Annotated in this window: 8 protein-coding genes; 1 reads left to right on the top strand and 7 read right to left on the bottom strand. The window is 74.5% G+C overall.

Going from position 1 to position 13,693, the window contains the following annotated elements:
* Positions 1-45 precede the first annotated feature (45 nt).
* Genes ACZ66Z_RS02395 through ACZ66Z_RS02410 form a run of 4 tightly spaced genes read right to left on the bottom strand, consistent with a single transcriptional unit; the run spans position 46 to position 5,192 of the window.
* Positions 46-993, bottom strand: a complete 948-nt coding sequence (locus ACZ66Z_RS02395) for a S66 peptidase family protein (protein ID WP_469932077.1) — start codon at positions 991-993, stop codon at positions 46-48.
* On the bottom strand, positions 990-3,011 hold the full coding sequence (locus ACZ66Z_RS02400; protein WP_469932078.1) for a S9 family peptidase: 2,022 nt from the start codon (positions 3,009-3,011) through the stop codon (positions 990-992). The genes ACZ66Z_RS02395 and ACZ66Z_RS02400 overlap by 4 nt, the downstream gene beginning before the upstream one ends.
* 20 nt (positions 3,012-3,031) lie before the next feature.
* Complete coding sequence (locus ACZ66Z_RS02405; protein WP_469932079.1) at positions 3,032-4,366, bottom strand: M20/M25/M40 family metallo-hydrolase; 1,335 nt, start codon at positions 4,364-4,366, stop codon at positions 3,032-3,034.
* Positions 4,359-5,192, bottom strand: coding sequence for a M55 family metallopeptidase (locus tag ACZ66Z_RS02410; RefSeq protein WP_469932080.1), 834 nt, complete (start codon positions 5,190-5,192; stop codon positions 4,359-4,361). The genes ACZ66Z_RS02405 and ACZ66Z_RS02410 overlap by 8 nt, the downstream gene beginning before the upstream one ends.
* A gap of 262 nt (positions 5,193-5,454) precedes the next feature.
* Here ACZ66Z_RS02410 and ACZ66Z_RS02415 point away from each other — a divergent pair, with 262 nt between their 5' ends.
* Complete coding sequence (locus ACZ66Z_RS02415; RefSeq protein ID WP_469932081.1) at positions 5,455-6,678, top strand: hypothetical protein; 1,224 nt, start codon at positions 5,455-5,457, stop codon at positions 6,676-6,678.
* On the opposite strand, the gene ACZ66Z_RS02420 is transcribed toward ACZ66Z_RS02415, so the two are convergent.
* The 3 genes from ACZ66Z_RS02420 to ACZ66Z_RS02430 form a co-directional block, all read right to left on the bottom strand.
* Entirely contained in the window at positions 6,675-7,961 is a 1,287-nt protein-coding gene (locus ACZ66Z_RS02420) for an FAD-dependent monooxygenase (protein WP_469932082.1), read from the bottom strand. The two genes, ACZ66Z_RS02415 and ACZ66Z_RS02420, sit on opposite strands and share 4 nt — an antisense overlap.
* Positions 7,962-8,006: 45 nt before the next feature.
* Positions 8,007-10,907, bottom strand: a complete 2,901-nt coding sequence (locus ACZ66Z_RS02425) for a BTAD domain-containing putative transcriptional regulator (RefSeq protein WP_469932083.1) — start codon at positions 10,905-10,907, stop codon at positions 8,007-8,009.
* 83 nt (positions 10,908-10,990) lie between these two features.
* Entirely contained in the window at positions 10,991-13,441 is a 2,451-nt protein-coding gene (locus ACZ66Z_RS02430; protein ID WP_469932259.1) for an MFS transporter, read from the bottom strand.
* Positions 13,442-13,693: the final 252 nt, after the last annotated feature.

A 13,693-nucleotide genomic window follows, 5' to 3' on the forward strand; every position in this document is an offset into this window, starting at 1 on the left:
GACGGGCCTCGTCGGTGCGTCGGCGTCGGCCGCGCACGCTCCCGCTCAGCGCAGGGCCGGTGCGTCCAGGGTGAGCGTGCCCGTGTCCGCGTCGAGTGCGGCGGGCACCCCGAGCGGCAGGGTCAGCGCGGTCGTGCCGTGCCCGAAGCCCATCTCCTCCACGACCGGCACCCCCAGGCCTCCGAGCCGGTCGGCGAGGACCGCCCGCACCTCCTCGTACGGGCCGCACTCCTCCCAGGAGCCGAGGCCGATCCCCGCGACCCCGTCGAGCAGGCCGGAGCGCAGCAGTTGGGTGAGGATGCGGTCGAGGCGGTACGGCTCCTCCCCCACGTCCTCCAGGAGCAGCAGCCCGCCGCGTGCCGACGGGCGCCCGTACGGGGTGCCGAGGTCGGCGGCGAGGAGGCTGACGCAGCCGCCGAGCGTCACGCCCCGGGCGCGGCCGGGCACCAGGGCCCGTGCCGTCTCCAGGCCGAGCGTGAGGACGGTCTCGGGCTCGAAGAGGGTGGCCCGCAGCGACTCCCGGGTGCGCGGGTCCGACAGGAACGTCCCGGCGGCGACCATCGGTCCGTGCAGGGTGGCGAAGCCCGCGCGGACGGCGAAGGCCTCGTGCAGGGCGGTGACGTCGCTGTAGCCGACGAACGCCTTGGGGCCGGCCGCCCGTATCGCCGCCCAGTCGACCAGGTCCACCATGCGCTGGGCCCCGAACCCGCCGCGCGCGCAGAGCACGGCGGAGACCGAGGAGTCGCACCAGGCCTCGGTCAGATCGCGGGCACGCGCCCGGTCCGCGCCCGCGAGGTGGCCGAGCGTGGGGTGGGTGTCCAGGACGTGCGGGGCGACCACCGGTTCCAGGCCCCAGTCGCGCAGGACGTCGAGTCCGGCCGTGAGCCGTTCCTCGGGGACGGGCCCGCTGGGGGCGACGACGGCGACCCGTGCCCCGGGCCTGAGCCGCTCGGCCCGGGCCAGGGGCTCGACGGCGGAGGACGGGCCGGTCACGTGCGGTACTCCAGGTCCGGCACGTCCGTACGATCGATGCCGAAAGCCCGTACGTACAACGCGAGTTCGGCCTCCAGGGCCTGGATCACGGTGTCGTCCCTGCGGAAGCCGTGCCCCTCCCCCTCGAAGGCGAGGTAGGCGTGCGGGACGCCCCGGCCGGCCGCGCGGGCGAGGAGGCGCTCGGCCTGCGCGGGCGGACAGATGACGTCGTCGAGGCCCTGGAGCAGCAGGAAGGGGGCCGTGACGCGGTCGACGTGCTCGATCGGCGAGCGCTCCTTGTAGCGGGCGGGCACCTTGTCGAGCGGTCCGATCAGCCCGTGGAGGTACTGGGACTCGAAGTCGTGGGTCTCGTCGGTGGCCCAGGCGCGCAGGTCCAGGACGGGGTAGATGATCGTGCCGCAGGCGTACACGTCGGTGGAGACGAGGGACGCGGCGGCGGTCCAGCCGCCCGCGCTGCCGCCGCGCACGGCGAGCCGTGCCGGGTCGGCGGTGCCCTCGGCGGCGAGCGCCGTCGCGACGGCCGCGCAGTCCTCGACGTCGACGACGCCCCACTGCTCGCGCAGCCGCTCCCGGTACTCGCGGCCGTAGCCGGTCGAACCGCCGTAGTCGACCTTGGCGACGCCGATGCCCCGCGAGGTGAAGTAGACGGTCTCCAGGTCGAGGGCGAGGGGCGCCCGGCCGGTGGGGCCGCCGTGGGCCCAGACGACGTAGGGCGGCAGCTCGCCCTCGGGGCCGGTGAGACCGGGGTGGTGCGGCGGGTGCACCTGGGCGTGGATCTCCCGCCCGCCCGGTCCGGTGAAGGTGCGGATCCGGGGCTCGGGGAGGTACGCGGGGTCGACGGCGTCGGTGTGCGCCGCACCGACCACACGGCTGCGGCCGGTGCGGGTGTCGAGCTCGACGAGCTCGGCGGAGCGGTGCGGTCCGGCGGCGACGCCGACCACCCGGGTGCCGTGTCCGGCGAGGGTGGCGGCCCAGTCGGTGCGGGGTCCGCCGGCGTCGACGAGGGCGCGGCGCTCGGGGTCGAGGATCCCGAGGGCGGTGGTCCCCTTGCCGTGGACGACGGCGATCAGCCCGTTCTCCAGGGGGGTGAACCAGCGGAGCCCGAGCTGCCAGAGCGGGCCGCCGAACTCCTCGGCGCGGGGACAGAGCGCCTCCGGTTCGGCGAGACGGCCGTCGGCGTCGACCTCGGCCCGGTAGAGGTTCCACCAGCCGGTGCGGTCGCTGACGAGGAGCAGCCGGCCGGCCGCGTCCCAGTCGATCTGCGGGATCGACTCGGCGGCCGAGCCGGCGACGGTCCTGATCTCCCGGAAGGCGCCGTCGGGGGTGACGTCGGCGAGCTGGACCTCGGTGCCGTCCCAGGGCATCCGGGGATGGTCCCAGGCGATCCAGGCCGCCCGACGGCCGTCCGGGGAGAGCCGGGGTCCGGTGACGAACCGGTGGCGTCCGTCGGAGAGTTCCCGGACGGCGGCACGGTCCTCGGCGGCCGAACCGTCGAGGGGCACGGCGGCGAGGACGCGGCGCACGTCGGTGGGCGCGGGACCGGTGAACTCCTCCAGGACGCACCACGCCTCGCCCCGGTCCGGGTGGATCACCGGGTCCGCCCACCGCAGTCCGCCGCCGACGGAGGAGACCGGGGTGAGCGGTCGCGGCTCCGCGGCGGGCCCGGCGTCGGGTTCGTACGCGTAGAGCCGCTGGTCGGGGAAGTGGCAGAACACGGCGAGCGGTCCGTCCGCCGGGCGCGCGACGGCCGCCCAGGGCTGCCCGCCGTACTCGATCACCCTGCTGCGGACGTTCCACGGGGCGGGCAGCAGGCTCTGCTCGGAGCCGTCGGCGCGCCGCCTGACGAGGGCGCGCCGGCCGCCCTCGGCCGGGCGGGGCGCGGTCCACCAGAGCTCGTCGCCGACGGCACCGAGGTACTCGGGCCGCCCGCCGTGGGCGGCGGCGAGCGCGGCGTCGACGGGCGACGCCCAGCTGCCGTACCCGGCCGTGGTCGTGGCCATCTCGTCTCCCCCTGTCATGGGACCGGTCCCCCTCTGTCCTACGCGGACTTCAGATAGTGGTCGAGCACACGGACGCCGAAGTGCAGGGCGTCGATCGGGACGCGCTCGTCGACGCCGTGGAAGAGCGCCCCGTAGTCGAGGTCCGGGGGCAGCCGGAGCGGCGAGAAGCCGTAGCCGGTGATGCCGAGCCGCGAGAACTGCTTGGCGTCCGTGCCGCCGGACATGGTGAACGGCAGGACGTGCCCGGCCGGGTCGAAGCGCTCGACGGCGGCCCGGAGCTTGGCGAAGGTCGGGGAGTCGACCGGGGCCTCCAGGGGCACCTCGCGGTGGTGGAACTCCCACTCCACGTCGGGCCCGGTGAGCAGGTCCATGGTCGCGGCGAACTCCTCCTCGCCGCCCGGCAGCATCCGCCCGTCGACGTGGGCCACGGCCTGGCCCGGGATGACGTTGACCTTGTAACCGGCCTCCAGCATCGTCGGGTTGGCGCTGTTGCGGACGGTCGCCTCGACGAGGGCGGCGGCGGGGCCGAGCTTGTCGAGGAGGAGGTCGACGTCGAGGTCGGGGGCGCTCGTGTCGACGTCGATCCCGTACAGCGCGGCGAGTTCGGTGAGGGCGGCGCGGACGGTCGCGGTGAGGCGGACCGGCCAGGTGTGGGCGCCGATCCGGGCGACGGCCGCGGCGAGGCGGGTGACGGCGTTGGCCGTGTTCACCTTGGAGCCGTGGCCGGCCCGGCCGCGGGCGGTGAGCTTGAGCCAGGCGGTGCCCCGCTCCCCCGCCGCGATCGGGTAGAGGGTGGTGCCGGGCTGCGGGTGGAAGCTGAACGCCCCGGACTCGCTGATGCCCTCCGTGCAGCCCTCGAAGAGCGCCGCGTGCCGGTCGGCGAGGAAGTCGGAGCCGTCCTCGGCGCTGGCCTCCTCGTCGGCGGTGTAGGCGAGGACGATGTCGCGGCGGGGCCGGATGCCGTGGCGGGCCCAGGAGCGGACGACGGCCAGGACCATCGCGTCCGTGTTCTTCATGTCGACGGCGCCGCGCCCCCAGACGACCCCGTCGCGGACCTCGCCGGAGAAGGGGTGCACGGTCCATTCGGCGGGGTCGGCGGGCACCACGTCCAGGTGGCCGTGGACGAGGAGCGCCTCGGCCGAGGGGTCGGTGCCGGGGATCCGCGCCACCACGTTGGTGCGGCCGGGGGTGCGCTCCAGGAGGGTGGGCTCGATGCCGGCGTCCGCGAGCCGTTCGGCGACGTACTCGGCGGCCGGCCGCTCGCGGCAGTCGCCGCCGCCCCGGTTGGTGGTGTCGATGCGGATGAGCTCGGAGGTGAAGGTGACCACCTCGTCGAGCGCCGTCGTGTCCGGGCTCCGGACCTCCTCAGCCATACTGCTCCTCCACCGCGGCCGAGACGATGGTCGTGACCGCCTTGAACGTGCGAATTGCCTCGTACATCGTCTCGCCGGTGTACGCGACGCGCCGCTCGCCGCTCCGCGCCACGCCGGGAACCACCGTGGCGGCGGCGCCCAGGTGCTCGGCGTCGAACTCCAGCTCCACGGTGAACGGGCCGCCCCGGACCGGCGCGTACCGGACGGCGAGCGCGGCGGCGGTCTTCGCCGCGGCGCGGATGTCGGTGGCGGTCCTCGCCGGGGGCCGGCACACCGCCGCGTACCGCGAGACGTGGTCCTTGACGGCGACCTTGAGCGCCCCGGGCGCGTAGCCGAGGGCGTCCTCGCAGGTCAGGTCGTCCCCGGTGACGAGGACGACGGGCACGCCGTACTCCGCGACCACATGGGCGTTGAGCAGGCCCTCGCTCGCCCGCTCGCCGTTGAGCCAGACCCCGGTGATGGAGTTGGCGAGGTAGGTGTGCGCGAGGACGCCTTCGGTGCCGGCGCCGGTGTGGTAGCCGACGAAGGCGATGCCGTCGACGTCCCCGTGCTGCACGCCCTCGACCATCGAGAGGGACTTGTGCCGTCCGGTGAGCATCTCGGCCCGCTCGTCGAGCCGCTCCAGGAGCAGGTTCCGCATGGACCAGTGCGCCTCGTTGATGAGCACCTCGTCCGCGCCGCCGTCGAAGAAGCCGAGCACGGCGGCGTTCACGTCGGAGGTGAACATCGCGCGGCACCGCTCCCACTGCGGCGTGCCGGGCAGCACGTCGGCGGGCCAGGTCACACCGGTGGCGCCCTCCATGTCGGCGCTGATGAGGATCTTCATGTCTGGCACCGTACGCGCCGCCCGGCAGCCCTACCACCCCTGTGGATAACCTCCGTTGGAGTGGACCACTGACACGCACCGGACGGCGGTACGGATCACCCGGCCGGTTCCGGATCCCCCTGGTTCCTCCTCCGCGAACCGGCGCAGCGCGGCGGCGGCCCGCCACCCGGCCGGCGGCCTCCGATTCGGACGAAACATCGCCAACGGGTGCGGATAGGCTGTCGGCCGCAGTTGTCGTTGTCGACCTTCCGGAGAGCCCTCGGTGACCATCGCCTTCACCCCGCCCGAATCCGCGCCCGCCGAGACCGAGCCCGTTGCCGTCCCCGAGCCCGCCGGGCCCGTCATGGCGGAGGAGCCGGAGTTCTGGGAGCCCTCGGACCCGGAGCCCGAGGAGGCGCGCGCCTCCGGGGACGCGGACGACGTACGGAACGCGGACGACGCCCCGGACGCGGACGACGCCCCGGACACGGACGACGCCGACGGCCGGGGCCACGACCCCGTCGTCGTGCGTGACGCCCGGGACTTCGGGGTCTACGCGCGGACCGGTGGCTGGGCCTTCGCGCTGAAGGTGGCCCGGAGCGTCCGGCCGGGCGGCCAGCCCGCCGAGGGGACGGCCCGGACGAAGGTCTCGGCGAGGGCCTTCGCGGAGCTCGCCGGGTGCTCGCCCGAGCGGGTCATGCGCCACTACAAGGCCTGGGACATGGCGGCCGACGACGGTCTGGTCCCGCAGTTCGAGGTCCTGGTCCCGGGCGAGGACGTCGAGCTGCCGGACGCGGACGTCTGGCTCTCGTACTACGCCTCCCGCAACAGCGCGTCCTCCGTGCGCGGCCAGGCGATCAGCGCGGCGGCCGAGGCGGAGGGCATCCGGCCGACGAAGGCCCTGGAGGTCGCGGAGAACCCGACGGCGCTGCGGGCGGCGATCCTCGCGGACCCCGGGACGGCCCAGGCGGCGCGCGGGGCGCTGCTCGACCGGATGAAGGAGGACCCGGCCCTCCAGACCGAGATGGCCCGCGCCATCGCCCGCACCGACGACCTGAAGAAGGCGGTGGCGAGCGAGGCGAAGGCGGCCGACCGCATCGGGTACGTGCGGCAGATCGTCGAGAAGGGGCAGATCAAGACTCCCGCCGGGCAGACCGTGGAGGCGCCGGCCGAGATCCGGGCCGAGGCCGAGCGGCACCTGTCGCTCCTCGACGAGCTGGACGACTCGGAGGAGGCGGGCGAGTGGGCCGGCGAGGCCTACGACACGGTGAAGAACCTGGTCGCCAAGGCGGTCGAGGAGGATCCGGCGCTCCGCGTCCAGGAGCGGCGGACCAAGTTCTACAACAGCCTGCAGAAGGCGACGAAGGTCTTCGAGGAGCTGACGCTCGACGAGGTGATGGAGGAGGACATCTACGAGGTGGACATGCTCCAGCGCCTCGAAGCCCTCCAGGAGGCGATCGGCACCTGCATCAGCGCGCTGCGCAAGGCGACGGCCCCCTCCTCCTAGGACCTGCCGTAGTCGCGCAGGGTGATGTTCTCCGCGGTCCTGCGGGCGATCCTGGCGGCCATGTTCTTGCCCGGCAGATAGGGCATGACCTTGTAGTAGCGGTTGAGGAGGGCGGCCGTCAGCCGGCTGCCGGGGACCATCAGCCCGGCGACTCCGTCGCCCATCCTCCGGCAGCCCTCGGCGTACTCCCGCATCTCCTCCTCGTAGCGGGCGAACGCGACGCGGTGGTCGCCGTGCGCGGCGGCCAGCTCTCCCGCCAGGACGTACGCGCCGACGAGGGCGAGTCCCGTGCCCATGCCGGACAGGGAGGAGGGGGAGCAGGCGGCGTCGCCCAGCAGGGCGACGCGGCCGCGGGACCACGAGTCCATGCGGACCTGGGCGACCGAGTCGAAGTAGAAGTCGGGCGCGTGCCGCATGTCCTGGAGCAGCCTGTCGCACTCCCATCCGGTGCCGGCGAACTGCTCGGTCAGGATCGCCTGCTGCCGCGGGACGTCCTTCCGGTCGAGGTCGAGGGCTTCGGAGGCGAAGTAGAAGACGGCCTTGGCCTCCGTGTTGTCGCGGGCGCTGTACAGCGCGGCGAGCCTGCCCGCGGTGCGGTAGGCGTGGCCAGTGCGGTCGAGCCCGAGGTGGTTGGCGGTGGTGAAGACCGCGCAGTGGACGCCGAGGTGCTTCACGAACCGCTCCTCGGGTCCGAAGGCCAGTCGGCGGGTGGTGGAGTGCAGCCCGTCGGCGCCGATCACCAGGTCGAAGCGGCGCGGCGCGGCGCGTTCGAAGGTGACGGTCACGCCCTCGGCGTCCTCGGTGAGCGAGGTGACGGAGTCCCCGAAGACGTACTCGGTGTGCTTCTCGGTCGCGTCGTGGAGGATCCGGGCCAGGTCGCCGCGGAGGATCTCCACGTCTCCGGCGAAGAGGTCGGCGGGCAGCTTCGCCTGCGGTTTGCCCGCGCTGTCGACGTACGACATGGAGCCCATGCCGGTCCTGGCCCGCTGGACGGCGCCCAGGATGCCCATGCGGCGCAGGACCGACAGGTGGGCCTCGCCGCGGAAGTCGACGGCGTAGCCGCCGTCGCGGAGCGCGGGGGCACGCTCCACCACCGTGGTGTTGAAGCCGTACCGGTGGAGCCAGTGGGCGAGGGCGGGGCCGGCGACGGAGGCGCCGGAGATCAGGACGTCGATGTTCTTGGTGTTCTCGGTGTTCTCGGTGTTCTCGGTGGTCCTCGTGGGCTTCGTGTTCTTGGTGGACTTCGTGTACTTCGTGTTCTTGTTGTTCTTCGCGTTGGTCACGGGAAGAGCTTCCGGCGAGGCCCTCACCGCGGGCTCACCGCGCGCTCACCGCCGCCGGCACGCCCCCGACACGCTCTCCACGACGTGCTCGGGAAGGCCGAGGAGGCGGAGCGCGCCCAGGGTGTCGGGCCCCATGGCGACGGCGGTCTCGCCGGCCTCCCGGTAGCGGGCGCGGGCGGTCGTGCGGTCGCCGCGCGCCTCGGCGACGCGGCCCAGTCCGGCGAAGGTGCGGACCCGGGTGCCGACGCTCCTGATCCAGTGCGGGTCGACCTGTTCGAGCGCCTCCGTGTACAGGCGCTCGGCCCCGGTCAGGTCCCCGTCGAGCAGGGCCGTGTCGCCGAGCCCGCGCAGGGCCGCCGCGAGGCCGGTGGAGCTGCCCGCCCGGCGGGCGAGGACCATGGCCCTGTCGTAGTCGGCGCGGGCCGACGCCGGGTCCGGGACGAGGCGTTGGTCGCCCCGGTTGACGAGCAGGTCGGCGCTGTCCTCCAGGGCGCCGATCTGCTCGGTGAGCGCGAGGGCCTCGTCGGTCAGCGCGACGGCCCGCTCGGGGTCTCCGCGTCCGCCCGCGAGGCCCGCGAGTGCGTCCAGGGCCAGCGCGGTGCCCCAGCGGTCGCCGAGCGAGCGGAAACCCTCGACGGCCGTGACGAAGGCGCGTTCGGCCGACGCGGTGTCCCCCTCGCCGAGGGGACCGAATCCCGACATGTACCGCGCGGTCGCCCGCGTCCACGGCTCCGCGCAGTCGCGCAGGGAGGAGACGAGGGCGAAGGCGCTCCGCGGGTCGGGCCCGCTCGCGTCGCGCAGCATCCACAGGAGCGGGGCGACGGGGTGACGGCCCGTCCGTCCGTCCGCCCACGCGGCGGCCAGAGCCTTCTCGGCGGTCGTACGGTGGCGCTGCCAGACCGGCCGTCCGGCGGCGCCGGAGGCCGCGAGCAGCACGCACAGCACGTACTCCTCGTCGTCGAGGAGTTCGCCGTCCGCCCCTTCCAGGAGCGCGACCGCATGGGGTGCCACCGAGGCGGAGACGCCCCGGATCCAGAGGTAGGTCGAGGCGTGGGCGAGCAGCTTCAGCGCCGTCTCCCGCTCCGCGGCCCGGACCGAGCGGTGCACCGCCGCGAGGAGGTTGCCGTGCTCGGCGGCGAGGACGGGCAGCCACTCCAACTGTTCGGCCCGGCGCAGACGGGGGTCGGCGGTACGCAGCAGTTCCAGGAGCCACCGGGCGTGGGCCCGCTCGGCGGAGACGCGCTCGTCCGCCGCGGCGAGGCGTTCCGCGCCGTAGGCGGCGATCGTCTCCAGCATCCGGTAGCGGCCGCCCGCCACCTCCAGGAGCGACTTGTCGACCAGCGACTCCAGCGTCTCGTCGTCGGTCGCGCACACCCGCAGCGCGGACTCGGCCGTCGCTCCCCCGGCGAAGACCGTGAACCGCCGGGCGGCCCGCTGCTCCTCCTCGGAGAGCAGGTCCCAGCTCCACGCGACCACGGCACGCAGGGTCCGGTGCCGTTCGTCGGCCGTGCGGCTGCCCCGGGCGGCGACCCCGAGCCGGTCGTCGAGGCGTCCCGCGAGGTCGTCGACGTCGAGCGTCCGGGTGCGTGCCGCGGCGAGCTCGATGGCCAGCGGCAGGTTGTCGAGGGCCGCGCAGATCCGGCCGACGACCTCCGGATCGGCGGCGAAACCGCGCCGCACGGCGCGGGCCCGGTCGGTGAAGAGCCGCACGGCGGCACCGCCGTCGAGCGGTTTGACCTGCCAGAGGTTCTCGCCGGTGATGCCGAGCGGCTCGCGGCTCGTCGCCAGGACCCGCAGCCGTGGGCAGGCCGCCAGGAGCCGCGCGGCGAGCGCCGCGCCCTCCTCGATCACGTGCTCGCAGTTGTCGAGGACGAGGAGGAGCGCCCGGTCGGAGAGCGCCGCGATCAGCCGGTCGACGGAGGTCTGCCCGCCGGCTCCCGTGCCGAGGCCGTTCTCGCGCAGGCCGAGCGCGCCCAGCAGCGTCTGGGGCAGCGCGGAGGCGTCGCGCAGCGGCGCCAGCTCCACGAAGCAGATGTCGTCGGCCGCGACCTCGGCGAGTCCGGCGACCTCGACGGACAGCCGGGTCTTGCCGACGCCGCCGGGCCCGATCAGCGTGACCAGCCGGGCCGCCCGCAGCAGTCGGGCGACCTCCGCCACCTCGTCGGCGCGGCCGACGAACGCGGTCAGCTGGGCGGGCGGGGCGGCAGGGCCGGGTGACGGAGCATTGCTCAGCAACTCCCGGTGCAGTGCGACGAGTTCGGCAGAGGGGTCGGCGCCGAGCTCCTCGGCCAGGTGCCGTCGGGTCTCCTCGAAGACCACGAGCGCCGCGGCCTGCCCGCCCTCGGCGAACAGGGCCCGCATCAGCAGTCCCGCGAGGCGCTCCCGCAGCGGATGGCGGCCGACCAGCTCGCGCAGCTCGGGTACGACGGAGCGCGGGTCGCCGATCCGGCACTCCGCCTCGATCCGGTCCTCCAGGGCCCCGAGCCGGTGCTCCTCGAGCCGTACGGCGGCGGGCCCGGCGGGCCCGCCCTCGGCGAGTCCCGCCAGTGCGGGCCCCCGCCACAGCCCCAGCGCCTCGCGCAGCGGGGCGAGGGCGCCTGCCGCGTCCCCGGCGCGCAGGGCGGCCCGCCCCTCGCGGGCCAGGCGCTCGAAGCGGCCGGCGTCCACGTCGTCGCGGGCGACCAGGATCCGGTAGCCCGTCCCGGCCTGTTCGATCACGGCCCCGGGGCCGAGGGCCTTGCGCAGCCGGGAGATCTGGGACTGGAGCGCGTGCGCCGACACCGCGCCGTCCGGGTCGACGGCGTCGGCCAGTCGGTCCGTCGACACGACCTCTCCGGGCCGTATCAGCAGCAGGGCGAGCAGCGAGCGGCGGGCCGGTCCGCCCAGCGGAACCTCGGTCCCGTCGTCGTACCACGCCCGCGTCTCACCGAGGATTCCGAACAGCATGCCGGTGATTATCCAACGGCGTGCCGACGTCGGCGGCGGGCGCTCACCGCCCGCTCGCCGCCCGACGCGGTGGTCCTCGGTCCTCAGTCCTCGTGGCCGAGTTGGAGGTCGCGCTCGGTGCGACCGCCGCCGGCCACCTGGAGGACGGTGGCGACGGGCGGGTACCCGGCGGCGATGACCGTGTACTCGCCGGAGGACAGGTCGACGAAGCGGAAGGTGCCGTCGGCTCCGGTGGTGAGGGTGTCGACGACGTTGCCCGCGGCGTCGAGGAGGGTGACCCGGGCGTCCTCCACGGGACGCCCTCCCCCGGCCCTCACGGTGCCGCGCAACACCGCGCCGCCGGCCAGTTCGATGTCCTGGCGGGTCTCGCGGGAGGCCTGGACGCTCACGGGGAGCGCGGCGGGCCGGAAGGCGGGGGCGCTGGCGGCGAGCGTGTACTCGCCCGCGACCAGTTCGCCGATGACGTAGCCGCCCTCGCGTCCGCTGCGGGTGGAGGCGACGACTTCGCCGCGCACGTCGGTGAGGGTGACGGCCGCGTCGCGCACGGGCGTGCCGTCGGCGGTGACGACGCTGCCCGCGAGCCGCCCGGCGCCGCCGAGGACGACGTCGAGCTCGACCGGCCGGTCGCCGACGGTGACGGAGACGGCCTGCGGCTGGTGGCCGCCCGCCGCCGCGATCAGGACGTACGCGCCGCCGCCGGGGACGCTCAGGGCGTACCGCCCGTCCTCGCCGCTCGCGCCGCGGCCGACCTGCCGGCCCTGGACGTCGATGAGGGTGAGCGCGGCCCGGGGGACCCGGCTGCCGTCGTGGTGCTGGACGGTGCCGCAGACGGGCACTCCGGAGTGCGGAGGGACGGCGGGAGCGGGGGCGGCGTGGCGGGCGTGCGGGACCGACTGGGTGCCGCCGGGCTCGTCGGCGTGCGTGGCCTCGGTGAGGGGGCTGTGGTGGGACACCAGCGGTTTCTCCTTGAGGAAGAAGGCGAGGACGAGGCCGAGCACGAGGACCGGCACGAGGTAGAGGAAGATCCGCGGCATCGCGTCCGCGTACGCCTGGATGTACGCGTCGCGGAGGGCGGGCGGCAGGGTGTGGACGGTTCCCGGGGTGATCGACTCGGCCGGTGGCAGGGGGGTGGGGCCGTCCTGGGCGAGGACGCCGACGAGCCGGTCGCCGAGGGCGTCGTCGAGCCGGGAGGCGAAGAGGGTGCCGAAGACGGCGGCGCCGACGCTGCCGCCGATCTGGCGGAAGTAGGTGTGGGCGCTGGTGGCGGTGCCGAGGTCGGCGGGGCGTACGGAGTTCTGCACGGCGAGCACGAGGACCGGCATGACGAGGCCGATGCCGGTGCCGAGGACGGCCTGCCAGAGGCTGTGCTGGAGGCGCGGGGTGTCGGCGTCCACGCGGGAGAGCAGCCACATGCCGAGGACGGAGACGGCCCCGCCGGTCACCGGGTAGATCTTGTAGTGGCCGGTGCGGCTGATGAGTTGGCCGGAGACGACGGAGGCGATGACGATGCCGCCCATGAGGGGCAGCATCAGGAGGCCGGATTCGGTGGCGCTGGCGCCCTCGACCATCTGCAGGAAGCTGGGGAGGTAGCTGGCGGCGCCGAAGAGCGCGATGCCGACGACGGCGCCGACGAGGGCGGTGACGGTGAAGACGGGGTCGCGGAACAGCCGGAGCGGGATCAGGGGTTCGGGCGCGAAGTGCTCGACCACCAGGAAGAGCAGGGTCGTTCCGGCGGCTCCGCAGGCGAGGGCGAGGATGACCCGGGAGTCCCAGGCGTACTCCGTTCCGCCCCAACTCGTCAGCAGGACGAGGCAGGTGGAGGCGGCGGCGAGGAGCAGCGCGCCGAGGACGTCGAAGCGCGCGCGTACGGTGGGTTTCGGGAGCTTGAGGACGGCGGCGACGACGGCGAGGGTGACGAGCCCGAAGGGCACGTTGAAGTAGAAGCACCAGCGCCAGGAGACGTGATCGGTGAAGAAGCCGCCGAGCAGCGGTCCCGCGACGGAGGCGAGGCCGAAGGCGCCGCCGATGAGCCCCATGTAGCGGCCGCGTTCCCGGGCCGGGACGATGTCGGCGATGATCGCCTGGACGCCGATCATGAGGCCGCCGGCGCCGATGCCCTGGACCGCCCGGAAGGCGATGAGCTGGTCCATCGTGCGGGACCAGCCGGCGAGACCGGAGCCGATGACGAAGACGACGATCGCGAAGAGGAAGACGCCCTTGCGGCCGAGGAGGTCGCCGAGCTTTCCGTAGACCGGCAGGCCGATGGTGGAGGTCAGCAGGTAGGCGGTGATCGCCCAGGACATCCGGTCCAGGCCGTGGAGCTCGCCGACGATCTTCGGCAGGGCGGTGGCGACGATCATCTGCTCCAGCGCGGCGAGGAGCAGCGCGAGCACGAGGCCGCCGAAGACGAGCCGGACGCGGCGGGGGTCGAGGCCGGCGGGCCCCGGGCCGGGCGGGGGCGCGAGGTCGGTGGGCGGGCCGTCCGGGGCGAGCGGTTCCGCGTCCCCCGCAGCACCCTCGGCGCCCTTCACCATCGTGATCGCACCCACGTGTCTGCTCCCCTCGTCACGGCGTCTGCGCCGCGCCATTCTTCGCATTGCATGCGAAGGGGGAGCAAGTCGGGCGGTACGGGAGGGCGGTGGCGGCCCGGGGGTGAACGTCCCTGCGCCACGGCGCACTTGGGTCGCTCATCAGCGCGTTTACGAGAAGGCCCGCGCCCCCCGGCGCACGGGGGGCCGATACGGGGGGCGCGGGCGATCCACTCGAATCGGTGAACGCTCCGGGCG

The sequence above is a fragment of the Streptomyces sp. NPDC107498 genome, assembly GCF_055582805.1.